The organism is Microbacterium arabinogalactanolyticum (genome assembly GCF_030268005.1).
In the GTDB taxonomy this organism is placed as follows: domain Bacteria; phylum Actinomycetota; class Actinomycetes; order Actinomycetales; family Microbacteriaceae; genus Microbacterium; species Microbacterium arabinogalactanolyticum.
In genome coordinates this window covers 1,002,885-1,028,046 of the sequence record NZ_BRZC01000004.1, presented here as the reverse complement: position 1 = coordinate 1,028,046, position 25,162 = coordinate 1,002,885, and the positions used below count along the sequence as shown (strand labels likewise).

The window sequence follows — 25,162 nt, the reverse complement described above, 5'->3', positions numbered from 1 at the left end:
TGCGGGCCGTAGGCTCGTGGAGTCATGCAACGCGTCATCGTCCTGCTCCTCGCCGCCCTGGACGCCGCCATCGCGGCCGCCATCGGCCTGGCCGCCGTGCTCGCGCCGTTCACGCTGCTGTGGGTGCTGTCGTTCGGAGTGGACGCCGACTGGGGCGCCCTGTGGCCGGTCAGCGGCACCCTCTGGCAGTTCGGGCACGGCGTGCCGCTGCAGGTCGTGCTGCCGGATGCTGTGCTGTCCGGGCTCGCGATCCCCAGGGAGGCGGCGACCTTCGCGCTGTCCGTGCCGCCGCTGGCGATCCTTCTGTTCACCGTGATCTTCGCGGCCCGCTCCGGACGCCGTGCGGCGATCGCGGGGGCCTGGCTGAGCGGGCTGCTCTCCGGCGCGGTGGTCTTCGCGCTGATCAGCGCAGTGGTCGGCCTGACCGCGCACTCCAGCGTGCTGCGTGCGCCGCAGTGGGCGGCCATCCTCATCCCGGCCGCCGCGTACTTCGCGGGCCTCCTGATCGGCGCCGTCCGGTACGCCTGGGCGGAGGGTGACGGAGGGCTCGTCGACCGCGTCCACGACATCGTGGACGGCTGGGGCGACTGGTCGCCCGTCCCCGCCGAGACCCTGCGCGGAGCGGCCGCTGCCGTGGTGGCCCTCACCGGCGCCGCCGCGCTCGGGGTCGCGGCGATGACCCTGCTGCGCGGGGGAGAGGTGATCGCCCTCTTCGAGGCGGCCCGCGTCGACGTGCTCGGCGCGACGATGCTCACCCTCGCGCACCTCGTGTACCTCCCCACCCTGCTGGTGTGGTCGGCGAGCTGGCTGGCCGGCCCCGGCTTCGCGCTCGGCGCCGGCACGGCCGTGTCGCCCGCGGGCACCAGCGTGGGCGTGGTCCCGGGCATCCCCGTGCTCGGCCTCGTGCCCGCGAACTCGTCGATGTGGATGCTCGTGGCGGTGCTCCTCCCGATCGCGTGCGGTGCGCTGGCCGGCTGGATCGTGCGGTCCCGCCTGGTCTGGGAGCGCGTCGGCACCGGGATCTGGCCCCGCGCGGCGATCGCCGTCGGCATCGCTGCCGTCTCCGCAGGCGTGGTCGCGCTCGCCGCGGTGCTGGCATCCGGGTCCATCGGGCCGGGGCGGCTGTCCGAGGTCGGCCCTGCCGTCGGTCCTTTCGCGCTGGCGATCGGCATCGAGGTGCTGATCGGGGCCGGCATCCTGCTCCTCACCCCTCGCCACCGCGACGAGCTCGCCGAGGAGCGGACCGACCGCTGGCGCGAGGAGATGGGCGGCGACGTCTCCGACCTGACCGCCCCGGTAGACTGACCGGGTGCTGACGCTCGCCGTACTCATCTCCGGTACCGGCTCGAATCTCCGAGCCCTGCTCGAGGCCGCGAGCCACCCCGACTTCCCTGCACGCGTGGTGGCGGTGGGCGCCGACCGCGACGCCGACGGCCTGGCGCACGCCGAGGAGTTCGGCATCCCGACCTTCACCGTGCCGTACTCCGCCTACCCGACGCGAGAGGCCTGGGGCGAGGAGCTGGCCGAGCAGCTGGATGCCTGGCAGCCCGACCTCATCGTGCTGAGCGGGCTCATGCGCCTGCTGCCCGCCGCCGTCGTCGCGCGCTATGCGCCGCGTATCGTCAACACCCACCCGGCCTACCTGCCCGAGTTCCCCGGCGCGCACGGCGTGCGCGACGCCCTGGCCGCCGGTGCCGAGCAGACCGGTGCGAGCGTCATCGTCGTCGACGACGGTGTCGACAGCGGCCCGATCCTCGCCCAGGAGCGCGTCGCGGTGCTGCCCGGCGACACCGAAGCCACGCTGCACGAGCGCATCAAACCCGTCGAGAGGCGGCTGCTGATCGACGTCGTGGAGCGCATCGCCACCGGCGACCTCGTTCTCTGACCACCCCCTCACAACGCACGTCTGAAGGAGCATCATCATGGCCGGCCCCCGCCTCGATCCCTCGCTGTACCGTCACCGCGACCTGGTGCCGATCAGGCGCGCGCTGGTCTCGGTGAGCGACAAGACCGGTCTGGTCGAGCTCGCCTCCGCTCTGGCCGAGGCGGGAGTGGAGATCGTCTCCACCGGCTCGACCGCGCAGACGGTGCGGGACGCCGGCTTCGAGGTCACCGACGTGGCCGCCGTCACCGGCGTGGCCGAGATGCTCGACGGACGCGTGAAGACCCTGCATCCCAAGATCCACGGCGGCCTGCTCGCCGACCTGCGCCTGGAGGACCACGAACGGCAGCTCGCCGACCTCGGCATCGAGCCCTTCGAGCTGGTCGTGGTGAACCTCTACCCGTTCGTGGAGACGGTCGCCTCGGGCGCCGAGCCCGACGCGATCGTCGAGCAGATCGACATCGGCGGCCCGGCCATGGTGCGCGCCGCGGCCAAGAACCACGCGAACGTGGCCATCGTCGTCTCGCCGGAGTCGTACCCGGCGATCATCGAGTCGGTGAAGGGCGGCGGCACCGACCTCGCCCAGCGCCGTGAGCTCGCAGCTCGCGCCTTCTCGCACACCGCGACCTACGACACCGCCGTCGCCCAGTGGTTCTCGGAGGGCACCCTCAGCGACGGCGCCGACCTGCCCGCGCACCTGACGATCAAGGCGGAGCGCCTGGAGACCCTGCGCTACGGCGAGAACTCGCACCAGCGCGCCGCGATCTACACCCGCACCGGTGGCCACGGCATCGCCCAGGCCACGCAGCTGCAGGGCAAGGAGATGTCGTACAACAACTACGTCGACGCGGATGCCGCTCTGCGCGCCGCCTACGACATGGTGCTGCCCTCGGTCGCGATCATCAAGCACGCCAACCCGTGCGGCATCGCCACGACCGCGCCGAACGCGCTCGACCCGATCGCCAGCGCGCACCTGCGCGCGCACGAGTGCGACCCGGTCTCCGCCTACGGCGGCGTGATCGCCGCGAACGGCACGGTCACGCTGAAGATGGCCGAGAACCTCAAGGACATCTTCACCGAGGTCATCGTGGCTCCCGACTTCGAGCCCGCCGCGCTCGAGGTGTTCAAGGCCAAGAAGAACCTGCGTCTGCTCAAGCTGCCCGAGGACTGGCAGCAGGAGCGCATGGACGTGCGCCTGGTCTCGGGCGGCCTGCTGCTGCAGGACGCCGACCGCTTCCCGGACGACATCGTCTCGGTCGCCAAGGACTGGGAGCTCGTCTCGGGTGAGCGTCCCGACGAGGCCGCCATGGAGAACCTCATCTTCGCGTGGAAGGCGTGCCGCGCGGTCAAGTCGAACGCGATCGTGCTCGCCAAGGACAACGCCACCGTCGGCGTGGGCATGGGCCAGGTCAACCGCGTCGACTCCTGCCGTCTCGCGGTGGAGCGCGCCGGTGCACGCGCGGCTGGGGCGGTCGCCGCATCCGACGCGTTCTTCCCGTTCGCCGACGGCCCGCAGGTGCTGCTGGACGCGGGCATCACGGCCATCGTGCAGCCCGGTGGGTCGGTGCGCGACGGTGAGGTCATCGACGCCGCCCGCAAGGCCGGCGTCACGATGTTCTTCACGGGGGAGCGCCACTTCTTCCACTGACGCCACGCGGGACCCGTCGGCCTTCGTCGACACCCCGCCTTGCCACCGAGACCCCGTGCCATGGATGTCCACAGCACGGGGTCTCGGCCATCTCTCGGGGTCTCGGCGGGTGCGTCGGGCTCAGACCGTCGCCGAGCTCAGCAGGATGCTGGTCTCGCTGTCGCGGATGCCGTCGATGCCGCGGATGGTGCCGAGCGTCTCGTCGAAGGACGCCAGGCCGTCGCAGCTGATCTCGGCGACCAGGTCCCACCGCCCGTTCGTGGTGTGCAGTGCGGCGATCTGCGGGACGCCGCGCAGGCTTCGGATCACCTCGCGGGTGTTGCGCCCCTCCACGGCGATGAGCATGACTGCGCGCACCACGGAGGCCGCGGCGGGGTCGCGGACGCGCACCGAGAAGCCGACGATCACGCCGCTGTCGACGAGGCGCTTGAGCCGGCTGTCGACGGTGGCGCGGGTCACTCCGAGGCGTCGCGCGAGGTTCACGACCGACTCGCGGCTGTTGGCGCGCAGCAGTGACAGCAGGCGGCGGTCGAGATCATCGAGAGAACTCATGCACAGAATGTACCCCATCGATGCGCACAATGCGTGATCGATTGCGAAAATGACTCACGATGGTGAATGAAAGTGACATCCGAGGCGCGTAGATTGGAGGGACGAAGAGTGAAGGGATGGACGATGGTCCGTTTTGTCGATGTTCCGAACATGCGCCGCTGGCTGGTCGACACCGGTATCGAGCGCGCGATCGAGGGGATCGCCGAGACGCTCGTCGAAGACTTCAAGCGCTGGGAGGACTTCGACAAGACTCCCCGTGTCGCCAGCCACTCCCACATCGGCGTGATCGAACTGATGCCCGCCAGCGACGGCCGCCAGTACGGCTTCAAGTACGTCAACGGCCACCCCAGCAACCCCGCGCGCGGCCTGCAGACCGTCACCGCGTTCGGCGTGCTGGCCGACGTGGACAGCGGCTACCCGACGCTGTGGTCCGAGATGACCATCCTCACCGCGCTGCGCACCGCCGCCACCTCGGCGATGGTCGCCCGCGTGCTCGCGCCCGAGGGCGCCACGACGATGGCCATGATCGGCACCGGCAGCCAGTCCGAGTTCCAGGCGCTGGCGTTCCGCGCGCTGCTCGGCATCCAGAGCCTGCGCATCTGGGACACCGACCCGCACGCCATGGACGTGTTCGAGGCCAACATGCGTCCGCTCGGCTTCGACATCGTGCGCGCCGCGAGCGGTGCGGAGGCCGTGCAGGGCGCGCAGATCATCACCACCTGCACCGCGGACAAGGCCAACGCCACCGTGCTGACGGACGACATGGTCGGCCCGGGTGTGCACGTGAACGCGATCGGCGGCGACTGCCCGGGCAAGACCGAGCTCGACGCCCGCATCCTGCACCGCGGCGACATCTTCGTGGAGTACCCGCCGCAGACCCGCATCGAGGGCGAGATCCAGCAGCTCGACCCCGAGTACCCGGTCATCGAGCTGTGGCGTGTGCTCCGCGGCGAGGCCGCCGGGCGCACCTCGGCCGAGCAGATCACGATCTTCGACTCGGTGGGCTTCGCGATCGAGGACTTCTCCGCGCTGCGCTACCTGGACTCCGCGATCGACGGCACCGACTACTTCACCGAGGTCGACATCATCGCCGAGCCGGCCGACCCGAAGAACCTCTTCGCGCTGGTCGCCGAGGGCGCCTCGGCGCACAGCCTGGCGTGAGAGCGGCATCCGCTCAGGCCCCGAACGCGGTGGTGCTGATCCGGCCCCACCACTTCCGGCCCAACCCGCAGACGGCTGCCGACAACACCTTCCAGAGCGAGGCCGACCACGACGTGTCGCGCGAGGCGTATGACGCGTGCACACGCGTGGCCGACGCGCTGCGGGCCGAGGGCGTGCGCGTGCACCTGTTCGAGGACGAGACCGACACGCATCCCGACAGCGTGTTCCCCAACAACTGGTTCTCCACGCACGCCGGCGGCCGGGTCGCGGTGTACCCGATGTACGCGCCGAACCGTCGTGGCGAGCGGCGGGCCGACGTGATCGAGATGCTCAAGTCCGAGTACCGGGTGCAGGAGGTCATCGACTACTCCGGCCTGGAGCCGGACGACCTGTTCCTGGAGGGGACGGGGGCGATGGTGCTCGACCACGTGTCGCGCATCGCCTATGCCGTGCGCTCGCACCGCTGCGATCCGGTGCTCGTGGAGCGGTTCTGCACGGTGTTCGGCTACGAGCCCGTGGTCTTCGACGCCGCGGATCCGGACGGCGTGCCGATCTACCACACCAACGTGATGATGTGCATCGGCACCGACATCGCCCTGATCGGACTGGACAGCATCGTCGGCGACGTGCGCCGCGAGCAGATCGCCCAGCGCATCCGCGACACCGGGCGCACGCTGGTTCCGCTCACCGCTGAGCAGGTGGCCTCCTTCGCTGGCAACGCGATCGAACTGCGCGACCACAACGGCGAGCGCATCCTCGTGATGTCCCAGACCGCCCGTCGCAGCCTCAGCGTGGAGCAGGTGCAGGTGATCTCGGCCTCGTGCCGCATCCTGGCGCTGGACGTCGCGCCGATCGAGCTGGCCGGAGGATCGGCGCGCTGCATGATCGCCGGCATCCACCTCGACCCGCGCTGACAGGCTTCCGGTCGGGTCACTGCCGTGTCCGATTTCCGCCAGCCGGCGGCATTCGGACGTGACAGCATGGAGGCATGACCGAAGCCACGATGACCTTCGACGAGCGGTACCGCGCGATCAGTGCGCGTGACACGCGCTTCGACGGACAGTTCGTGACGGCGGTGCGCTCGACCGGCATCTACTGCCGTCCGAGCTGCCCTGCGCGCACGCCGAAGCCCGCGAACGTCACGTTCTATCCGACCAGCGCGGCGGCGCACGAGGCGGGGTACCGCGCGTGCAAGCGCTGCCTGCCCGAGGCGACGCCGGGTTCGCCCGCGTGGAATCTGCGCGGCGATGCGGCGGCCCGCGCCATGCGCCTGATCGCCTCGGGCGTGGTCGAGCAGGAGGGTGTTCCCGGGCTCGCGAACCGCCTCGGCTATTCGCCGCGTCACCTGACCCGCCTGCTCACCGCGGAGCTCGGGGCGGGCCCGCTCGCCCTGGCCAGGGCCCACCGCGCGCACACCGCGCGGATGCTGCTGGTCGGCACCGACATGCCGGTGTCCGAGGTCGCGTTCTCCGCCGGGTTCGCCAGCATCCGGCAGTGCAACGACACGATCCGCGAGGTGTTCGCCATGACGCCGGGCGAGCTGCGCGCGACGCGCCGCCCTTCACTTCGACTCGCTGACGCTCGCTCAGTACGAGCGACGGGCTCAGGGACCCATCTGCCGAGGACCGAGGCGGATGCCGAGGCGCAGGGCGCCATCGACCTGCTGCTGCCGCATCGCGCTCCCATGGACGCCTCGGGCATCTTCGCCTGGATGGCCGCGCGGGCGCTGCCCGGGGTGGAGACCGCGACAGCGACCTCGTTCGCGCGCCACCTGCGGACGCCCGGAGGACCCGCGCACCTGGAGATCCGCCAGGACGCGGACGGGCGTCTGCGTCTGCGCGCGCGCGTGACGCGGCTCGGGGACCTCGCGCCGCTGGTCGCCATCGCGCGCCGGCTGTTCGATCTCGACGCGGACCCGACCGCGGTCGACCAGGCACTCGCCGCGCACGCCGAGCTCGCGCCGCTCGTCGCGGCGCTGCCCGGCATCCGCGTGCCCGGCGCCGCCGACCCGCACGAGATGCTCATCCGTGCGATGGTCGGTCAGCAGATCACCGTGGCGGCTGCGCGCACCGCGCTGACCGCCCTCGCGGACCAGCTGGGGGAGCGCACCGCCGACGGCGGGATCCTGTTCCCGACCATGACCGCGATCGCCGAGCACGGCGCCGAGGTGCTGCGCGGTCCCGCCGCCCGCATCCGGGCCATCACCGGCGCGGCGGCCGCGCTCGCCGACGGATCGCTCACGCTGACCGTCGGCGACGACGCGGCCGAGCAGAGGGCGCGCCTCCTGGCGATGCCCGGCATCGGTCCGTGGACCGCCGACTACGTGCGGATGCGCGTGATCGGCGATCCCGATGTGCTCCTGCCCGGGGACGTCGCCATGCGCGCCGGAGCCGCGGCATCCGGCCTGCCCGCCGAACCGGCGGCCCTCACCGCCTGGGCCGAGCGCATCGCCCCCTGGCGCAGCTATCTCACCGCCCACCTCTGGCGCGCGGCACCCGTCCGCGTCGCGCGAACGGCGAAGCCGAAGACCTCGAGCAAGGAGCTCTCATGACCGCCCTCATCCAGACGATCGACACCCCGGACGGCGCCCTCACCATCCTCGCCGACGAGACGCAGCGCGTGCTCGCCTCCGGCTGGAGCGACGACCACGCGGCGATCATCGCGCGCGTGCACGCCTCGCTGCGCCCTGACAGCATCGCCGAGGGGAGGACGGATGCCGCCGACGCGGCGCAGGCGTACTACGCGGGCGACCTGGACGCCATCACCACCGTCGCCGTGCGTCAGCACGGCACCGAGATGCAGCGGGTCGGCTGGGAGGCGCTGCGACGCATCACTCCGGGACAGCCCCTGTCCTACACCGAGTTCGCCATCGAGCTCGGCAGCCCGCAGGCGGTGCGCGCCGCCGCCTCCGTCTGCGCCCGCAACGCCCCCGCCCTGTTCGTCCCCTGCCATCGCGTGCTCCGCTCGGACGGGAGCCTCGGCGGCTTCGCGTGGGGCCTCGATGTCAAGCGCAGCCTGCTCGAGCGGGAGGCCGCGGGCGCTCGCTGAGCGATCTCGACAACTCGGACCACCCGCAGTCGTCCTGCCGGACGAAACTCCGGCAGGACGACGCCCCTAGGCTCGAGACGTCTCAGTCATCGAGGAGGGCACATGCCGGAGCTGGCACGGATCCGCGAATGGGTCGAGAAGCGGATGCCGGGGCTGCTCGCCGAGCACCGCGTACCCGCGCTGTCGCTGGCCGTCGCCGTCGGAGACGAGACCTATGAGTACGCCACAGGACTGCTCAGCATCAGGACCGGTGTGGCCGCCGACACGGACTCCGTCTTCCAGATCGGCTCCGTCACGAAGGTGCTGACCGCCACGCTCGTCATGCAGCTGGTCGAGGAGGGGATCCTCGACCTCGATGCGCCGGTGCGCGAGGTGCTGCCGGGATTCCGGGTGGCGGATGCCGCGGCATCCGACGCGATCACGATCCGCCACCTGCTGTCCCACACCTCCGGGTTCGAGGGCGACGTCTTCGTCGACACCGGCGCCGGCGACGACTGCCTGGAGCGGTACGTCGGGGTGCTCGCCGGAACATCCCAGCTGTTCGCGCCAGGGGAGATGTTCTCGTACAACAACGCGGGGTTCTCTACGCTCGGGCGCATCATCGAGGTGCTCCGCGGCGAGCCATACGAGCGTGTGCTGCGTCGGAGGCTGCTCGACCCACTCGGCCTGCGGCACGCCTCGGTCGATGCGGGCGAGGCGATCCTGCACCGTGCCGCCGTCGGCCACCTCGTCTCCGCCGAGGGCGTGCTCGGGCCGACCGCGGTGTGGTCGATGGAGCGCTCGGGCGCCCCGGCCGGATCGAGGCTCGCCATGACGGCGCGCGATCTGCTCGCGTTCGGACGCATGCACCTCGCGGGAGGTGCCGCCGGCGATGGGGCGCGCCTGCTCTCGGAGGACTCCGTCTCGCTCATGCGCGCCGAACAGGTGCGGCTGCCCGACATCCATCAGGGCACCGGCTGGGGACTCGGCTGGGAGCTGTTCGACCGCCCCGGGACGACCGTCGTCGGGCACGACGGCAGCACGATCGGACAGTCGGCGCGACTGCGCCTGCTGCCCTCGGAGGGAGTCGTGATCGCCATCCTCGCCAACGGCGGTGAGACGCATGCCGTGTTCGCGGAGATCATCGACCGGATGCTGCACGACCTGGCGGGCCTGGCCCCAGAGCCGCCGCTCGCGCCCACCGGCCCCGCCCCGCGGGATGCGACGCGCTTCCTGGGTCGCTACGAGTCGAGCACGGCGATCACCACCGTCAGCCGGACCGATGACGGCCGGGTGTGGCTGGACCGCGAACCATGCGGTGTCGTGGCGGAGCTCGGCGATCAGCCCTTCCGCACCGAACTGCTCGGCTGGCACGAGGCCGTGCTCCTCCCCGTCGAGGCCGAGGGCGGCATCCGCCAGCCGGTCGCCTTCCTGGGCGACGACGGCACCGGACGGGCATCGCACCTGCACACCGGACGTGCGGACAGAAGAAGGGAAGCATGATGAACGACGTGCATCGCCGGGCCGTCGTCGCCGACGCGCACAACGATCTGCTCTGCGCCGTCGCGACCCGGCCACCGGAGGAATGGGCGTCGTTCTTCCGGACCCGCTGGTTGCCGCAGCTGCAGGCCGGCGGCGTCGATCTGCAGGTGCTCCCCGTGTTCATCGACGACCCGTACCGGCCCGAAGGCGCGCTGCGGCGCACGCTGCGCATGATCGAGGCCGCCCATCGCCTGGCCGAGGGGAACGCGGATGCCGTCGCACTCTGTCTCACCGGCGAGGACGTCGATCGTGCCATCACCGGCGGTCGCATCGCACTCGTGCTCGCGCTGGAGGGGATGCCGGGCATCGGGGAGGACGTCGAGCTGCTGCAGACCGTGCACCGTCTCGGCGTGCGCATCGGATCGATCGCGCACTTCGGACGGGCGGCGTTCGGTGACGGCAGCGGGGAGGACGCGGCCGGCGGCAGGCTCACCCGCGCGGGGGTGCGGGCCGTGGCGGAGATGGAGCGGCTCGGGATGCTGTTCGACGTCAGCCACCTGGGTGCCGGCGGCGTCGACCACGTGCTCGGGCTCGCCACACGGCCGGTCATGGCCACCCACTCGTCCGCACGGGCGCTGCGCGACCATCACCGCAACCTCAGCGACGAGCAGATCCGTGGAATCGCCGCCACCGGCGGGGTCGTCTGCGTGAACTTCTTCGCGCCCTTCCTGCACGAGAGCGAGCACACGCTCGACGTGCTCGTCGATCATCTCGAACACGTCGCCTCGGTGGCAGGCGTCGATCGGGTGGGACTCGGACCGGACTTCGTGCGCGAAGTGCTCGACGACACCACCCCGCCCTGCTGCGTGGTGGACACCGTCGAGGGCGTGCCCGCGAACGCCTACCTCCCCGGGCTCGAGGGCCCCGAGGGGCTGCCGCTCGTCACGGATGCCCTGCTGCGCCGCGGCTGGGCCGAGTCCGACGTCCTGGCGGTGCTCGGCGGCAATCTGCAGCGGCTGCTGCGCGCCGAGCTCGGCGTCCCGGGCTCCGGCGTCTGATTCGTCGAGGTCGACGAACGGACGCGACGTCGTTCGCAGGTCCGGACGAACGCGTCACCCGCCCGTTGCCGCAGTATCGAAGAGTCGCAGCACCTGTCCGCACGTCCGGGAGCTGCAGGGAGTCGCAAGGGAGCGCGCGCATGCTGACGATTCGGGACCTGTCGGTCGAGATCACGCACGGCGACCGCATCGTGCGCCCGGTGACCGGCGTCGACCTCGAGCTGCATCGCGGCGAGACCCTCGGCATCGTCGGCGAGACGGGCTCCGGCAAATCGATGACCGGACTCGCGGTCATGGGCATGCTGCCCGGCGGCGGCCGCGTGGTGAGCGGATCCATCGACTTCGACGGCACGGAGCTCGTCGGCCTGGGCGACGCCGCCTACCGGCGCATCCGTGGCAACGAAATCTCCATGGTCTTCCAGGACTCGATGACCTCGCTCAACCCGACCCGCAGCATCGGCGATCAGGTCGCCGAGCCGCTGCAGTTGCACCGCGGCATGTCGCTGCGGGCGGCCCGCCGCAGCGCCGCCGAGATGCTGGCGCTGGTCGGCATCCCGCGCCCGCAGGAGCGCATGGGCGACTTCCCGCACCAGCTGTCCGGCGGCATGCGCCAGCGGGTGATGATCGCGATGGCGCTGATCTGCGAGCCGCGCGTGCTCATCGCCGACGAGCCGACCACCGCGCTGGATGTGACCATCCAGGCTGAGATCCTGGAGCTGCTGGGCGAGCTGAAGCAGCAGCTCGGTATGGCCATGATCCTCGTCACGCATGACATGGGCGTGGTGGTCCGGCATGCCGACCGCGTCGGCGTCATGTACGGCGGACGCCTGGTCGAGACCGGCCGCACGGCCGACCTGTTCCGCCGCACGCGGCATCAGTACACGCACGCGCTGCTGGCATCGATCCCGACGCTCGCTCAGGACAAGGACGTCGAGCTGTTCAGCATCCCCGGATCGCCGCCGGACCCGGCCGATCCGCAGGTCGGATGCCGTTTCGCCCCGCGCTGCGCGGCCGCGACCGAGCGGTGCCGGACCGAGACTCCTCAGCCGGTGGCCGGCCCCGGGGAAGGTCACCTGTTCGCGTGCTGGAACCCGGTCGACGAGACGCAGGGGAAGCGGGAGGTCCGCCGCTTCGACGCGTCGGGGAGCGCCGCATCCGAGATCGACGCGCAGCGAGTGCGCCTCAGCGTCGTCGACCTGCGCAAGGAGCATCCGGTCTCCGCGAAGGGCATCTTCGGCCGCCGCCGCTCGGTCAAGGCCGTCGCGGGCGTGAGCTTCGAGGTGCGCGCAGGTGAGGCGTTCGGGCTCGTCGGCGAGTCGGGCTGCGGCAAGTCCTCGCTCGGGCGGATGCTTGTCGCTCTCGACGCACCCACCTCGGGCGAGGTGCTGCTTGACGGCGACCGGGTGTCGGGGCTCAGCCCGCGACGCCTGGGCGCACGACGTGCGAAGCTGCAGATGATGTTCCAGGACTCGCATGCGTCGCTGGATCCCAAGATGCGCATCGACGCGATCCTGTGCGAGCCGATGGTCATCCAGGGCATCGGCACCGCGGAGGAGCGCACCGAGAAGGCCAGAGCCCTGCTCGCCGGCGTCGGCCTCGGAGCCTCGATCCTGGAGCGCTATCCGCACGAGCTCTCCGGCGGGCAGCGTCAGCGCATCGGCCTGGCTCGCGCGCTCGCCCTGGACCCCGATGTGCTGGTCGCCGATGAGCCGGTCAGCGCCCTCGACGTGTCGATCCGCTCACAGGTGCTGAACCTGATGCGGGGGATCCAGCGGGAGCGCGGCCTGTCCAGCGTGGTGATCTCGCACGACCTCGCCGTAGTCCGCTACCTCGTAGACCGGGTCGGCGTGATGTACCTGGGCGCACTGGTCGAGGTCGGCGCGACGGATGAGGTCTACACGCGGCCTGCTCACCCGTACACCGCCGGTCTGCTGGCCGCCGTGCCCGTCGCCGACCCCGACCTGGCCGACGCCCCCGTCGACCGCGTGCACGGCGAGCTGCCCAGTCCGCTGGACCCGCCGAGCGGATGCCGGTTCCGCACGCGGTGCCCGCTGGCCACCGACCTGTGCGCCCGCGTCGAGCCCGTGCTGGAGGACGTCGGCGGCGACCACGCGGTGGCCTGCCACTTCCCGCTGCAGCCGAAGCTCCGCGAGACGACGACGGCCGAGACTCTGACAGCGGGGGAGGTGCGCTGATGTGGTTCCTGCTGAGACGCGTGCTCGTGTCGCTCGTCGTACTCCTGGGCATCTCGCTGGTCGTGTTCCTGATGCTGAATCTGATCTCCGACAGTCCCGGCCGGGCCGCCCTCGGGCAGCAGGCCTCGCAGGCCGCCGTCGACGCGTTCAACCGCGAGCACGGCTACGACCGGCCCGTGCTGATCCAGTACGTCGACTACCTGCTCCAGCTGCTGCGCGGCGACCTCGGACGCTCCTACAAGCTCAATGAGGAGGTGGGCACGCTGCTGCTGCAGAACGCCCCGCGCAGCGCGATGCTGTCGCTGGCTGGTCTCGTCCTCGCCCTCGTGATCGCGATCCCGCTGGGCATCCTGCAGGCGGTGCGCCGCGGCCGGTTCATCGATCGCGCCGCGACCTCGATCTCGTACCTGCTCTACGCGACGCCCTCCTTCCTGATCGCACTGGTGCTGATCGGCGTCTTCAGTCAGACCATCCCGCTGTTCCCCGCCGAGGCATCCCAATCCAGCTCGCCCTGGGTGGTCTTCACCGATCCGCGCTCCATGGCCCTGCCGCTGATCACCCTCGCCATCACGAACGTCGTCGTGTTCGCGCAGTATCAGCGCTCCGCGGCGCTCGAGCAGCTGGGGATGGACTACATCCGCGTGGCGCGCGCCAAGGGTGCATCCGAGCGAATCGTGCTCACCCGCCACCTGCTGCGCAACGCCATCACCCCGATCATCACGCTCGTCGGCGTGCTGATCCCCACCCTGCTCGCCGGGAACCTGATCGTCGAAGCGGTCTTCAACTACCCGGGACTCGGGCTGCTGTTCCTGAACAGCCTTCATCGAGAGGACTATCCGGTGCTGCTCGCATACACACTCATCGGCGGGGCCCTGACCGTCATCGGCAACCTCGTCGCGGACCTCGTCGTCGCCCGCGCCGACCGGCGGATCGAGCTGGGCCGATGAGCACGGCACGCGCAGAGGTCGCCGCCGAGGAGCTGCCGGCCCTCGCGACGCGCAACCCCATCTCGCGCTCCGCGGTGCTGAGGTCGCTCTGGCGCAGCCGGCCGGGCCGCACGGGCGCCGTCCTGCTCGTCGTCCTGGTGCTGTTCTGCTACCTCGGGCCGTTGATCCATCCGACCAACCAGACCGACGTGGACCTGCTCAACGCGGCGCTCCCACCGGGGGACGGCTTCCCGCTCGGCACCGACAGCAACGGTTTCGACGTGCTCGGCCGGCTCATGCAGGGCGGCCAGGTGTCGCTGCAGATCGGCCTGCTCGCCGCCGTGTTCGCGACCACCCTGGGCACGATCTACGGCGCGGTCGCCGGGCTGGTCGGCGGGGTCGTCGACGGGATCATGATGCGGGTCGTCGACGTGCTGCTGTCGATCCCCTTCCTGTTCTTCGTGCTGATCATCGCCGCACGCTTCACGGCGACGCCGCTGACGCTGAGCCTGGTCATCGGCGGGTTCTCCTGGCTGGTCGCCGCCCGGCTGATCCGCGGTGAGGTGCTGTCGCTGCGGGTGCGCGAGTTCGTCTCGGCGGCCAGGCTGATGGGTGCGAGCAACCGGCGTCTGATCTTCACCCACCTCATCCCGAACACCTTCGGCGTGATCATCGTCAACCTCACCTTCCAGGTGGCGGACTCGATCATCGTGCTCGCGGCGTTGGGGTATCTGGGCTTCGGCCTGAGCTATCCGGTCACCGACTGGGGCAGCCAACTCTCCAGCGGCGTCTCGTTCCTGGCCGCGGACTACTGGTGGTTGATCTACCCGGTCGGCGGATTCATCGTGCTCACGGTGCTCGCGCTCAACCTGCTCGGCGACGCCCTCCGGGATGCCATCGAGCACCGCTCGCCCTGACACCGGGCCCGCTCGGAGTCCTGTGTCGGACCCGACGGATCGCGGCTCGCGAATCTGTCGGGATCCCTGAACGGGGCGCCGCGGGGATGCATCACGCTCGGAGCATCGGAGTTCCACATCACCCGACGGACCCTCCGACCCCCATCCCGAACATCCTGAACATCTCGAACAAGGAGCACAGCTCATGTCGCAGGTTCCGCGGAGGCGAGGACGCCTCCTTCTCGCACTGGCCACGGCCGGTGTGCTGTTCATCACCGGCTGCACGGCATCCGGTGCGCCGGTCGACGCGACGTCGTACAAGGACCTTCCCGCCGAGAGCGGCACCCCCATCGACGGCGGTGTGGTGACCATCGCCCTCACGCCCGGCCTCACCCCCAACTACATCTACCCGTACCCACCCGCCGCCACCGGCGGCACGGTCATCGGATACGACCTGATGTGGCGGGCGCTGTACCGCACCAGCCTGGAGGGCGAACCCTTCGACGCGGCGACCAGCCTGGCCGAGGAGCCGGTGATCAGCGACGACGGTCACACCGCGACGATCGCCCTGAAGGACCACTCGTGGTCCAACGGCAAGCCGGTCACCGCGGACGACGTCGTCTTCACCTTCGACCTCCTCAAGGCGGCCATCGCGGAGAGCCCGGCGAACTGGGCGTTCTACACGCCCGGCCAGTTCCCCGACGGCGTCACCGTCACGGCGGCGGATGCCCGCACCGCGGTGTTCTCGTTCGAGAAGCCGTACAACCCGTCGTACCTCGTCTCGCTGCTGCAGCTGCTCTACATCATGCCCTCGGCGGACTGGAGCATCGCCGCGACCGGCGGACGCGTGCTCGACTACACGCAGCCCGAGAACGCGACGGCGATCTACCACTACCTGACGGGCCAGTCCGAGGACCAGTCCACGTTCGTGACCAACCCGCTGTGGCAGATCGTGAACGGCCCGTACCAGCTGTCGGCGTTCGAGCCGACCACGGGCTCGTTCTCGCTGACCCCGAACAAGAAGTACTCGGGACCGGGCGACTCGCGCATCGAGCGGGTGGACTTCAAGGCGTTCACCTCGCCCTCGGCGGTGTACAACCAGTTCGCCGCCGGTGAACTGACCACAGGGCGGCTGGATGCCAGCTTCGCCTCGAAGATCGGCGACCTGCGCAAGAAGGGCTACAACGTGTACGGCGCGCCGTCGCCGGCGCGCTTCGACGGTCTCGTGATCAACTTCGACAACAAGGTCGACAACTTCGACAAGATCATCGGGCAGCTGTACATCCGCCAGGCGATGCAGCACCTGATCGACCAGCCCGGCTACATCAAGAGCCGTGGCATCCACAGCGGTACCGCGACCGCGAACTACAGCACCGGGGGCCTGAACTCCGCCTACCCGCCCGAGTTCGGCGAGAAGGCGACCTACCCCTACGACGTGAAGGCGGCCGAGAAGCTGCTCACCGACCACGGCTGGAAGGTGGACGCCGAGAAGGGCACCACCTGCGTACGACCCGGCACCGGCGACGACCAGTGCGGCGAGGGCATCCCGAAGGGGCAGAAGATCACCTTCACGATCGCGTCGGCCAACGACCCCGCCTTCGTCGGCGCCCGGGACCTGGCATTCGTGTCGCAGCTGAAGAAGGTCGGCATCGACGCGAAGGTCGTCACCAAGTCGCTGAACTACATGTACGAGAACTACGGCAACTCCTACGCGCCCGACAACGCGGACAAGTGGGCGATGCAGGACTTCGGCGCCTTCGTGCAGACCTCGTACCCGACCAGCAACAACGCCTTCAACACCGGCGGGAGCTTCAACCTCGGCAGCTACAGCAACCCCGAGGCCGACAAGCTCATCGAGGCGAGCACCTTCGGTGCGGACCCGAAGGCGCTGAGCGCGGAGGTGACCATGCTGTCGAAGGACCTGCCTGTGCTCTTCTTCCCCACGCCGGACAACCTGATCGTGTGGAAGAAGGACCTCTCCGGCCCGCCGTCGACGTTCCGGTCCATGCTGAAGTTCGTCTACTCTCCGGAGCAGTGGTACTTCACCGGGAAGCAGAAGTAGGACGCCGTCGATGAGCGCGCAGATCGCGAAGCGGGTCACATCGATACCGACGGTCGACCCCGCGCGGCCCGGGTTCCCGGCTCCCGAGGCGATCGGCGCGCTCATCGGCGATGCCAGGGTGGTGGCACTGGGCGAGGCCGCGCACAGCGTGGTCGAGTTCACCGCCCTCGGCGACGCACTGCTGCGCACACTGGTGCAGGACCACGGCGTCACGGCGTTCGTGATGGAGTCCGGCTTCGCCGAGGGCCTGCTGATCGACGAGTGGATCCACGGCGGGTCGGGAGATGTCGAGGACATCGCGCGCGCGGGCATCACCTACGGGTTCGGTGAATCCGACGGCATCCGCCGGCAGCTCATCTGGATGCGGGAGTGGAACGCGGCCGGCGGTGACGTGCGGTTCTACGGCATGGATCTCCCCGGCTCGTCGACCTCGCCGGGAACGGCCGTGCGCGCCTGCCTCGCGCGCATCGCGCCCGAGCCCGGCGACGAAGAGCTGCTGCGGCGCACCGACCTCGGCGGCCGCACCGACGCGGCGATCGCCTACGCGGAGATGCCGGACGATGCGCGGGCGGAGTTCATCACCTCTCTGCAGGTACTGCTCGCGCGCGTCCGCGCCCAGGACGATGAGATCGCCCTGCGGTGCGCGGCCTCGATCGACGCGTTCCTCGCCGAGCTCGACTGGGCGGGCGGGGCGGGCCCCTATCCGCGTGAGTCGTTCATGGCCGACACCGTGACGTGGATCGCGGCCCGTGAGCCCCGCATCCTCGTCTACGCCCACGACACCCATGTGCGCCGTGCGCCCCTGGAGGGGCGCGACTGGATGGGGGCGCTGCTGGCCGACCGGTTCGGCGACGATCTGCGGGTGATCGGGACGACCTACGGCACAGGCCCGGTCGTGGTGTTCACACAGCGCTCGCCGCGTCCCTACGATTGCGATGTCGAGCTGCGTGAGCGCGGCACGGAGCCGGGCACGCTCGAACGGGCGCTCGACGGGATGGTCGCGGGCGCGAGCGCGGCGCTGATCGACCTGCGCGGGCTCGACGCGGATGCCTTCGCGGGCGTCGACGCGATGCTGGTCGGGGGAGGACGCGAGGCACTGCCCGACGTCCCCGGCGCCTTCGACGCGCTGGTCCACTTCACCCGCGTGCGCGCCGCTCCGGGGGCGTTCGAGCGGCTGAGGGCCGAGTTCGACGCGCCGAATGCGCAGGCGGGCCGATGATCGCGTACCCGCCCGCCCGCGTCGACGACGTCGTGGAGCGCGTCGCGGGCATCCCGATACCCGACCCGTACCGCTGGCTGGAGGGCGAGACCGAGGAGGTGCGCGCCTGGCAGCGGGCGCAGGCCGAGCTCGCGGCCGACGTCATCGGGGCCGCCGGGAAGACGGATGCCGCACGCGCACTGATCGTCGAGCATGAGCGCGGTGCCAGACCCGACCTCCCGCGACATGGCGGAGGTCGCTGGTTCCGCATGGAGGGGGATTCCGTCCTGGTCGCCTCCGAGCCCTACGGCGCGGGCCGGGAGCTCGTCGCCCTCTCGACGTTCGACGAACCCGGTCGGTCGGCCGTGCTCTCCTGGTTGGCACCCTCTCCGGACGGACGGGTGCTGGCGCTCGGGGTCTGCACCGACGGCAGCGAGCACAACAGCATCCGCCTCGTCGACGTCGACACCGGCCGGATCCGTGACGACGCACCCGCCGAGATCCTGCACAGCGCCTGGGGCGGCGGCGTCTCCTGGCTGCCCGACGGCGCGGGGTTCTTCTTCCTCGCCCTCGCCGGTTCGGCCGCGGACTTCCGTCAGGTCGTGTACCGGCGGATGCTGGGGGACCACGGGCCCTCCGCTGTCGAGGACATCCCCGTACCGGCGGGGTCCCGGGAGTACACCCGCATCCAGTTCTCCCGCGACGGACGATGGGCGGTCGCCAGCCACCGGGTCGGCACGCCGATACCGGTCGCTGTCCGCGACCTCGCCTCGCGGGCCCCGTGGCGGCGCTTCATCCACGACTGCGCCGACACGATCGCCGGACACATCGTCGGCGATGCGTATGTCGCGGTGACCGACCACGGCTCGCCGCGGGGGAGGGTCGTCGCGATCGACCTCGACGAGCCGCATCCCGAGGACACCTCCACCTGGCGCGTCCTGGTGCCGGAGAGCGAGACGGTGCTCCGCTCGCTCACTCCGGTCGGCGGGCATCTGTATCTCAGCGGCTTCGCGGAGACCGCGGCGCGGATCCGGGTGCTGTCCGTCGCAGGCGCCGACGGCGACCCGCGTGACCGCGGTGCCGAGGTTCGGTGCGCGGATGCCGGTGAGGTGCCGCTGCCGGCCGACGGTGCGCTGGGCGCATCCTTCTTCCCCCTGACCGGCTTGGACCCCGACGACGGCAGCGGCGAGTTCCTCTTCGCGTTCTCGACGCTGACCACCTCGTGGAGCGTGCACCGGCATCGGCCCGGTGACGACCGCGTCGACGAGCTGATCGCGCCGGCGGTGCGGGTGGCGGCATCGGTCGAGTACCGCTCGGCGACCTCGGCCGACGGCACCGCCGTGCCGTACCACGTGGTGCGGCCCGATGGCCTGCCTGCCGGACCGGCCCCCGCACTGATCTCGGCGTACGGCGCGGCGGGCATCCCGACCCTCCCCGGATACCAGCCCGACCTGGCCGCCTTCGTCACGGCCGGCGGCACAGTCGTTCAGGCCTATCTGCGCGGCGGCGGTGAATTCGGGCGCGATTGGTTCCGCGCGGCGGACCGGGAGAACCGTCGTGTGCGCGATGCGGACCTGCTCGCGGTCGCGCAGGACCTGATCGCGCAGGGCACCAGCGAGCCGCGGATGCTGGCGCTCACCGGCGGCTCCGACGGCGGGCTCATGTGCGGTGTCGCCGTCACCGAGCATCCGCAGCTCTGGTGCGCCGTCCTGCCGCGCGCCCCTCTGCTCGACCTCATCGGCGGCATCCGCATCCCCTACCTCGAGTTCGTGATCCGCAAGGCGTGGGGCGACCCGGGCGACCCCGCCGATGTCGAGCGCCTGCGTCGCTCCTCGCCCTACGAACTGGTCGCGCCCGCCGCGTTCCCGACGGTCTACGTGCAGGCGGGCGACACCGACCCGCGCTGCCCTCCGGCGCAGGCGCGCAAGTTCGTCGCACGGATGCAGGCCGCCCAGCGCGGCGAGCAGCCGATCCTGCTGCACGTGTTCGAGAACGCCGGGCACGGCGCCGGCACCAGCGCGGCCGTGCTGCAGGCGCAGGACGCCGAATGGCTCGCCGTCCTGATGGGAGCGCTGGGACTCAGCGGTCCCGTCTGATGTCGATCAGGCGCAGCTGCAGCTGCACGGCGAACCGTGCGCTCGGGTCGTCGAGGTCGAGTCTGCCCACCTCGGCGACGCGACGCAGCCGGTAGCGGAACGTGTTCTGGTGCACGAACATCGCCGCCGATGCGGCGGTCACGTCGCCCATCGCATCCAGCCAGGCGCGGAGGGTGTCCACCAGGCTGGCCTGATGCGTCTCGTCGTAGGCCATCAGGCGCGCCAGCGGACCGGAGGGGACGTCGCGCGCCGCGCCGGTGAGCTCGAGCAGCAGCGACTCGGCGTGCACATCCTCCAGGCGGGCGACCTGGGTGCCCACGACGTCGGCGCGCAGCACGCGCATCGCGCGGTCGGCGCTGGAGCGCGATCGGGGGAGCTGCGAGATCTCCTGCACCACGCCGCCGATCGTGATGAACAGCCGCTGCGAGGAGCGCACCCGGGTGAGGAACTCGTTCGCCAGACGCACCGCGCTCTCCTCGGCATCCGGCGTCGTCGCGACCACCGGGAGCACACCGTAGGCGACATCGCCGATCAGCCCCACGATGGATCGCGGCTGCGCGAACAGCAGGTGCACCGAGAAGGCGTCCGCGATGCGCTTGCGCTCCGCTGCGAGCGCGGCGTGCGGCAGCTGGTCCGTCGCGGGGGCGTGCAGCGACAGCGCCAGCACCACGGCCGGTTCCTCGCGCAGGCCCAGCCGGTGAGCCGCCTCCGCGGCGCCGGGGCCGCCGTCGAGCACGCTGCGCAGCTGGTCCGCGCGCAGGCGCCGCTCGGCATCCGCGTCGGTGCGCTGCCACACGAGGTGCATCGCGACGAGGCGCGCCGAATCGCGGAGAGCCCGCATGCCCTCCTCGCTGAGCGGCGTGGACGAGGCCACCCAGATGGTGCCGAGCATCTCGTCACCGGCGCGCACGGCCATGACCGTCCGGCTGCTGTCCGGATCGTCCAGCGGCGGCACGACGACGGGGGAGTCGCTGCGGGTGATCTCCTGCAGGACACCGGCCTCCTCGAGCAGGCGGGTGTAGTGCTGCGGGAGCTGCCGTCCGCGTGCGGCGGTCGGAGCGCTGCTCTCCGGCGCGTGCGAGAAGGCCAGCAGCTGCGCGTTGCGGTCCTCGATCGTCACCGGCGCCTCGAGCAGCGCCGCGATGGCGTTGGCCATCGCGAACAGGTCACCGGCGAGGATGCCGCCGAAGGTGACCGGTCGTGCGTCGTCCGGGCCACCGGGGGTCATCAGCGCCCGGAACAGGCCGGCCAGGTGCGCCCAGGTGGTGCCGCGGGACAGCGTGAACAGGACCACCCCGGTCTGCCGCGCCGCGGCCACCAGGTCGTCGTCGGCCGCGAACGGTGCACGCACCACCAGGCCCGCGGCGCCGCTCAGGCCCAGGCGCGTGATCACCTGCAGCACCTCGGCGCTGTTCTCCAGGCCGACCCCGAGCACGATCGCGTTGCGCGGAGCCTCGGGCTCGTCACGCGGATCGTGGATGGCGACCGCCTCGATGAAGCGGTCGGCCGACACCTCGCCGGCGACCACGTCCAGAAGCGTTCCGCCCAGCTCCTCCATGACGTGCACCAGGCTCGCCTGGGGCCGGTGGTTCATCGCGGGGCGCACGTCTGCGAGGCTAGCATCGGGGCCGTGACAGGGTCGGTCGTGCTCATGACACCGGCACCCATTCGCGGGCGACCGTGTACCGCGCGAGCCTGTCCGGATCGGGCGCGACCCCGATGCCAGGACCCGTCGGCACCTCGAGATGGCCGTCCACGAGGCGGAACGGCTCGGTGAGGTCCTCGTCGAAGTACCGCTCGGATGCCGAGGTGTCGCCAGGCAGCGTGAACCCCGGCAGCGCGGCGAGTGCCACGTTGGCGGCCCGGCCGATCCCGGTCTCCAGCATCCCACCGCACCAGACGGGCACGCCGTGAGCGGCGCAGACGTCGTGGATGCGCCGGGACTCCAGGTAGCCGCCCACGCGCCCGGCCTTGATGTTCACGATCCGGCACGCGCCGAGCTCGATGGCGGTCGCGGCTGCGCGGGCGGACAGGATCGACTCGTCCAGGCAGATGGGGGTCGCCAGGCGCCGCGCGAGGGCCGCGTGGCCGAGCAGGTCGTCCATGGGCAGCGGCTGCTCCACGAGGGAGAGTGCGAACGCGTCGAGGGCGAGCAGATGGTCGATGTCGGCCCGCTCGTAGGCGGCGTTCGCGTCCACCTGCAGCATGATGTCGCCGAAGCGCTCCCGTACCGCGCGGACCGGCTCCAGGTCCCAGCCCGGCTCGATCTTCAGCTTGATGCGCAGGTATCCGTCGTCGAGGTACCCCTCGACGGTGTCGAGCAGCTCGGGGATGGAGTCGGCGATCCCGACGGAGACGCCGCTGGGCACGCTCGTGCGCACCGCACCGAGCGCGTGGGAGAGGGATTCCCCGCGCCCGCGCAGGTCTGCGTCGAGGATCGCCGTCTCCAGCGCCGCCTTGGCCAGGCGGTTCTCCTTGAATCGCGACAGCGCGGGTGCCACCCTGTGCCCGTCCAGATCCGGCAGTCCGGACAGTGCGGGGATGAGGTGCCGGCGCAGCACATCGGCGGCCCCCAGCGTGTACTCGCCCGAGTACAGCGGCGCCTCGCTCGCACCGCACTCGCCCCAGCCCTCCGCCTCATCCGTCACCGCCCGCAGCAGCAGCGTCTCGCGCACCGCCTCGGTGCCGAAGGAGGTGCGGAACGCGCCCACGAGCGGCATCGCGATGTGCAGGATCTCCACGCCTCTGAGTCTCATGGCGTCTCCGTTCTGTCGATGATGTACCAGCCCGCGCGGTCGAATCCGCGCACCACCGCGCCATCGGCCAGGAGCGCGCCCAGCGTCCTCCTGATCGCGAGGCGCCAGGCCGCGGATCGGGCGGGATCCTCTGCGCGCATCGCCTCGATGTCGGCCGGGACGGCGACGAGCACCGTGGCGGCGTCCGCATTCCCGAGCACCGGCCGGCCCTCGGCGTCGGCGCGGAGCGCGATCGCGGCATCCGGCACGGCTGAGACGGTGCAGGTGCGCGGGCGGCCCGCGGACGCCTCGCGCGCTCCGGGGCTCAGCAGCCGCCATCGGGCCATCAGGCGGTCGGTGATGTCGTCCCTGTTGATGGCATCGTCCATCGAGCCGTACAGGTCGGGGAGGTACTCGCCGACGGCGGCGCCGAGCTTGCCGAGGTTGAAGTGCGCATTGCGGCGGATCAGCGGGTCGAAGGTCCAGGTGATAATCTCGGCGCCGTGCTCCAGCGCCCAGGCGCGCTGGTGCAGTTTCAGGGCGAACCCGATGCCCGTACCGCGGGTGCGGGGGAGAGCCCCGGCGATGTGACTGTGCAGTCGGCGCTCGCCGGGAGGAGCGAAGAAGCCCAGGCAGGCGGCGGCGAGTCCCTGCGCATCGAAGGCGCCGGCGACGTAGCCGCCCGCCGTGCGCATCGCTGCGAGCATGTCGGCGGTGACCGGAGGGTTGGTGGCGCCGGTGCTCCAGACCTCTTCGATCAGGGCGCGGATGCGCGCGTGATCGTCGATGCGGTCGATCAGCTCGATCCGCATCCCCGTCGAGGCGGCCGCGGCGGCGGCATCCGCCCGCGCGGCCGCGACGGCATCCGGCGCGGTGCTCACACCCGCTCCGGCGCGGTCCGGGCCTGTGCGGAGGCGGCCTCGGGGGAGGCGAGCAGGTCGGCGATGAGCTCGGTCAGCAGTCGCGTGCGACCGGGGAGCTCAGCCACCAGCACGTGCTCGTCCTCGGCGTGCGCGCCGCCGCCGACGGCGCCGAGGCCGTCGAGCGTCGGTGTGCCGACGCCGGCAGTGAAGTTGCCGTCGGATGCCCCGCCGACCGACACCGCCTGCAAGGGCGGGAGCCCGATGCGCGCGGCGATCCGCGCGGCACGAGCGAACAGTGCGGCGGATGCTTCGGGCTCGAGAGGCGGCCGGTTGATGCCGCCCTCGACGCGCACCGACGCCCCCGCGAGGCGGGGGCGCAGCGCGGTGATGGCGTCGTGCGTGCGGTGCTGCTCGGCGACCGAGGCGGCGCGGACGTCGACGCTGAACGAGGCCCGGGCGGGAACCGTGTTCGACGTGGTCCCGCCGTTCGCCGTTGTCGGCGTCACCGTGGTGCCCCGCACGGGATCGGACAGCGCAGCCACGGCCTGCACCTGGTGGGAGAGCTCGATGGTGGCGTTGACGCCGTTCTCCGGCTCCAGACCGGCGTGCGCCGCTCGCCCGTGAACGTGCACCTCGTACCGGGAGACGCCTTTGCGTGCGATCTTCAGTGCGCCGCCGGTGCCCGCGGCCTCGAGGATCAGCGCTGCCTCGCAGCCACGGGCCTCCTGCTCGATCAGCGTTCGCGAGGTGGGCGATCCGGGCTCCTCGTCGCCGGTCACCAGCACGGTCACGCCGTCGCGATCGGGCAGTGCGGCGACCGCGTGCAGGGCCATGACGAGCCCTGCCTTCATGTCGAACGACCCCGGCCCGCGCAGCCTGCCGTCGACGACTTCTGCCGGGTGCGCCTGGAGCGATCCCAGCGGCCACACCGTGTCGTGATGCCCGAGCACCAGCACTCGCGCCGCAGTCCCGAACCGCCACCGCAGGTGGGTGCAGCCGTCGATCACCACGCGCTCGGGCGCCGCGCCCAGCAGCCGGATGCCGAGCTCCGCGACGGCGTCCGCGCTGCGTCCGACCGCCTCGAGGTCGTGCGAGGGCGACTCGCAGCTCACCAGGCGCTGGATGTCCGCGATCAGATCGTCGGCGTTCTCCTGCATCGATGCTCCTTCGCTGTCGCCGGTGCGGTCCCGGGAGTCCATCCTGCGGTCCGGCCGCCCCGTGCCGTCTGTCGGAATGACCGAATGCCGGCGCCTGCTTTGGTCGGGCTCGATGAGCGGGCCGCGGCGGGAGCATCCGCAGCATCGGAAAGGGATTTCCTCTTGCCTTCAGGAGGGACACAGGCATAGGCTCGAAGGCTGTCGCGCCGATCGGTTCGACGAAG

The 25,162-nt window shown here is 71.2% G+C and carries 20 protein-coding genes; 15 read left to right on the top strand and 5 right to left on the bottom strand.

Going from position 1 to position 25,162, the window contains the following annotated elements:
• The first annotated feature begins 24 nt into the window (after nucleotides 1-24).
• Genes MIAR_RS09355 through purH form a run of 3 tightly spaced genes read left to right on the top strand, consistent with a single transcriptional unit; the run spans nucleotide 25 to nucleotide 3,530 of the window.
• On the top strand, nucleotides 25-1,305 hold the full coding sequence (locus MIAR_RS09355; RefSeq protein WP_285634587.1) for a cell division protein PerM: 1,281 nt from the start codon (nucleotides 25-27) through the stop codon (nucleotides 1,303-1,305).
• A 4-nt stretch (nucleotides 1,306-1,309) separates the two neighbouring features.
• On the top strand, nucleotides 1,310-1,885 hold the full coding sequence (gene purN, locus MIAR_RS09350; protein ID WP_285634584.1) for a phosphoribosylglycinamide formyltransferase: 576 nt from the start codon (nucleotides 1,310-1,312) through the stop codon (nucleotides 1,883-1,885).
• Between the two features lie 37 nt (nucleotides 1,886-1,922).
• Nucleotides 1,923-3,530: a bifunctional phosphoribosylaminoimidazolecarboxamide formyltransferase/IMP cyclohydrolase gene (purH, locus tag MIAR_RS09345; RefSeq protein WP_285634581.1), complete on the top strand. Its 1,608-nt coding sequence runs from the start codon at nucleotides 1,923-1,925 to the stop codon at nucleotides 3,528-3,530.
• Nucleotides 3,531-3,650: 120 nt separating this feature from the next.
• On the opposite strand, the gene MIAR_RS09340 is transcribed toward purH, so the two are convergent.
• A complete protein-coding gene (locus MIAR_RS09340) occupies nucleotides 3,651-4,082 on the bottom strand; it encodes an Lrp/AsnC family transcriptional regulator (protein ID WP_285634578.1) in 432 nt (143 codons plus the stop codon).
• Nucleotides 4,083-4,205: 123 nt separating this feature from the next.
• On the opposite strand from MIAR_RS09340, the gene ocd reads away from it, so the two are divergent.
• The 12 genes from ocd (at nucleotide 4,206) to MIAR_RS09280 (ending at nucleotide 20,183) form a co-directional block, all read left to right on the top strand.
• Complete coding sequence (ocd, locus tag MIAR_RS09335) at nucleotides 4,206-5,243, top strand: ornithine cyclodeaminase (protein ID WP_285634575.1); 1,038 nt, start codon at nucleotides 4,206-4,208, stop codon at nucleotides 5,241-5,243.
• The gene (gene ctlX, locus MIAR_RS09330) at nucleotides 5,240-6,157 is read left to right on the top strand and encodes a citrulline utilization hydrolase CtlX (RefSeq protein WP_285634572.1); all 918 of its coding nucleotides are present in this window, start codon (nucleotides 5,240-5,242) and stop codon (nucleotides 6,155-6,157) included. Before ocd ends, ctlX begins: the two co-directional genes overlap by 4 nt.
• Nucleotides 6,158-6,231: 74 nt before the next feature.
• On the top strand, nucleotides 6,232-7,794 hold the full coding sequence (locus MIAR_RS09325; RefSeq protein WP_285634570.1) for an Ada metal-binding domain-containing protein: 1,563 nt from the start codon (nucleotides 6,232-6,234) through the stop codon (nucleotides 7,792-7,794).
• Nucleotides 7,791-8,291 carry a methylated-DNA--[protein]-cysteine S-methyltransferase gene (locus MIAR_RS09320; RefSeq protein ID WP_285634566.1) on the top strand — a complete coding sequence of 167 codons (501 nt, stop codon included), beginning with the start codon at nucleotides 7,791-7,793 and terminating at the stop codon, nucleotides 8,289-8,291. Before MIAR_RS09325 ends, MIAR_RS09320 begins: the two co-directional genes overlap by 4 nt.
• A 102-nt stretch (nucleotides 8,292-8,393) precedes the next feature.
• Nucleotides 8,394-9,773, top strand: a complete 1,380-nt coding sequence (locus tag MIAR_RS09315; protein WP_285634563.1) for a serine hydrolase domain-containing protein — start codon at nucleotides 8,394-8,396, stop codon at nucleotides 9,771-9,773.
• A complete protein-coding gene (locus tag MIAR_RS09310) occupies nucleotides 9,770-10,810 on the top strand; it encodes a dipeptidase (protein WP_285634560.1) in 1,041 nt (346 codons plus the stop codon). The genes MIAR_RS09315 and MIAR_RS09310 overlap by 4 nt, the downstream gene beginning before the upstream one ends.
• A gap of 140 nt (nucleotides 10,811-10,950) precedes the next feature.
• Complete coding sequence (locus MIAR_RS09305) at nucleotides 10,951-13,005, top strand: dipeptide ABC transporter ATP-binding protein (protein WP_285634558.1); 2,055 nt, start codon at nucleotides 10,951-10,953, stop codon at nucleotides 13,003-13,005.
• A complete protein-coding gene (locus MIAR_RS09300) occupies nucleotides 13,005-13,952 on the top strand; it encodes an ABC transporter permease (protein ID WP_285634555.1) in 948 nt (315 codons plus the stop codon). The genes MIAR_RS09305 and MIAR_RS09300 overlap by 1 nt, the downstream gene beginning before the upstream one ends.
• Nucleotides 13,949-14,848, top strand: coding sequence for an ABC transporter permease (locus MIAR_RS09295; RefSeq protein ID WP_285634552.1), 900 nt, complete (start codon nucleotides 13,949-13,951; stop codon nucleotides 14,846-14,848). The genes MIAR_RS09300 and MIAR_RS09295 overlap by 4 nt, the downstream gene beginning before the upstream one ends.
• 184 nt (nucleotides 14,849-15,032) lie before the next feature.
• Nucleotides 15,033-16,889, top strand: coding sequence for an ABC transporter substrate-binding protein (locus MIAR_RS09290; RefSeq protein WP_285634549.1), 1,857 nt, complete (start codon nucleotides 15,033-15,035; stop codon nucleotides 16,887-16,889).
• A gap of 10 nt (nucleotides 16,890-16,899) precedes the next feature.
• Entirely contained in the window at nucleotides 16,900-18,108 is a 1,209-nt protein-coding gene (locus MIAR_RS09285) for an erythromycin esterase family protein (RefSeq protein WP_285634546.1), read from the top strand.
• A complete protein-coding gene (locus MIAR_RS09280; protein WP_285634542.1) occupies nucleotides 18,105-20,183 on the top strand; it encodes a prolyl oligopeptidase family serine peptidase in 2,079 nt (692 codons plus the stop codon). The genes MIAR_RS09285 and MIAR_RS09280 overlap by 4 nt, the downstream gene beginning before the upstream one ends.
• On the opposite strand, the gene MIAR_RS09275 is transcribed toward MIAR_RS09280, so the two are convergent.
• The 4 genes from MIAR_RS09275 to MIAR_RS09260 are packed head-to-tail and all read right to left on the bottom strand — an operon-like array spanning nucleotide 20,167 to nucleotide 24,938.
• A complete protein-coding gene (locus MIAR_RS09275) occupies nucleotides 20,167-21,789 on the bottom strand; it encodes a PucR family transcriptional regulator (RefSeq protein WP_285634538.1) in 1,623 nt (540 codons plus the stop codon). The genes MIAR_RS09280 and MIAR_RS09275 overlap by 17 nt on opposite strands.
• Before the next feature lie 43 nt (nucleotides 21,790-21,832).
• Nucleotides 21,833-22,939: an o-succinylbenzoate synthase gene (menC, locus tag MIAR_RS09270; protein ID WP_285634535.1), complete on the bottom strand. Its 1,107-nt coding sequence runs from the start codon at nucleotides 22,937-22,939 to the stop codon at nucleotides 21,833-21,835.
• Nucleotides 22,936-23,799, bottom strand: a complete 864-nt coding sequence (locus MIAR_RS09265; protein WP_285634532.1) for a GNAT family N-acetyltransferase — start codon at nucleotides 23,797-23,799, stop codon at nucleotides 22,936-22,938. The genes menC and MIAR_RS09265 overlap by 4 nt, the downstream gene beginning before the upstream one ends.
• Nucleotides 23,796-24,938, bottom strand: coding sequence for a M20 family metallopeptidase (locus MIAR_RS09260; protein WP_285634529.1), 1,143 nt, complete (start codon nucleotides 24,936-24,938; stop codon nucleotides 23,796-23,798). Before MIAR_RS09260 ends, MIAR_RS09265 begins: the two co-directional genes overlap by 4 nt.
• Nucleotides 24,939-25,162: the final 224 nt, after the last annotated feature.

Coding starts and splice junctions, on each gene's coding strand:
- MIAR_RS09310 (WP_285634560.1), top strand. CDS start 9,770: ATGATGAACGACGTGCATCGCCGGGCCGTCGTCGCCGACGCGCACAAC.
- MIAR_RS09285 (WP_285634546.1), top strand. CDS start 16,900: ATGAGCGCGCAGATCGCGAAGCGGGTCACATCGATACCGACGGTCGAC.
- MIAR_RS09305 (WP_285634558.1), top strand. CDS start 10,951: ATGCTGACGATTCGGGACCTGTCGGTCGAGATCACGCACGGCGACCGC.
- MIAR_RS09260 (WP_285634529.1), bottom strand. CDS start 24,938: ATGCAGGAGAACGCCGACGATCTGATCGCGGACATCCAGCGCCTGGTG.
- MIAR_RS09290 (WP_285634549.1), top strand. CDS start 15,033: ATGTCGCAGGTTCCGCGGAGGCGAGGACGCCTCCTTCTCGCACTGGCC.
- MIAR_RS09300 (WP_285634555.1), top strand. CDS start 13,005: ATGTGGTTCCTGCTGAGACGCGTGCTCGTGTCGCTCGTCGTACTCCTG.
- MIAR_RS09320 (WP_285634566.1), top strand. CDS start 7,791: ATGACCGCCCTCATCCAGACGATCGACACCCCGGACGGCGCCCTCACC.
- menC (WP_285634535.1), bottom strand. CDS start 22,939: ATGAGACTCAGAGGCGTGGAGATCCTGCACATCGCGATGCCGCTCGTG.
- purH (WP_285634581.1), top strand. CDS start 1,923: ATGGCCGGCCCCCGCCTCGATCCCTCGCTGTACCGTCACCGCGACCTG.
- ocd (WP_285634575.1), top strand. CDS start 4,206: ATGGTCCGTTTTGTCGATGTTCCGAACATGCGCCGCTGGCTGGTCGAC.
- MIAR_RS09295 (WP_285634552.1), top strand. CDS start 13,949: ATGAGCACGGCACGCGCAGAGGTCGCCGCCGAGGAGCTGCCGGCCCTC.
- MIAR_RS09325 (WP_285634570.1), top strand. CDS start 6,232: ATGACCGAAGCCACGATGACCTTCGACGAGCGGTACCGCGCGATCAGT.
- MIAR_RS09280 (WP_285634542.1), top strand. CDS start 18,105: ATGATCGCGTACCCGCCCGCCCGCGTCGACGACGTCGTGGAGCGCGTC.
- MIAR_RS09340 (WP_285634578.1), bottom strand. CDS start 4,082: ATGAGTTCTCTCGATGATCTCGACCGCCGCCTGCTGTCACTGCTGCGC.
- MIAR_RS09315 (WP_285634563.1), top strand. CDS start 8,394: ATGCCGGAGCTGGCACGGATCCGCGAATGGGTCGAGAAGCGGATGCCG.
- MIAR_RS09355 (WP_285634587.1), top strand. CDS start 25: ATGCAACGCGTCATCGTCCTGCTCCTCGCCGCCCTGGACGCCGCCATC.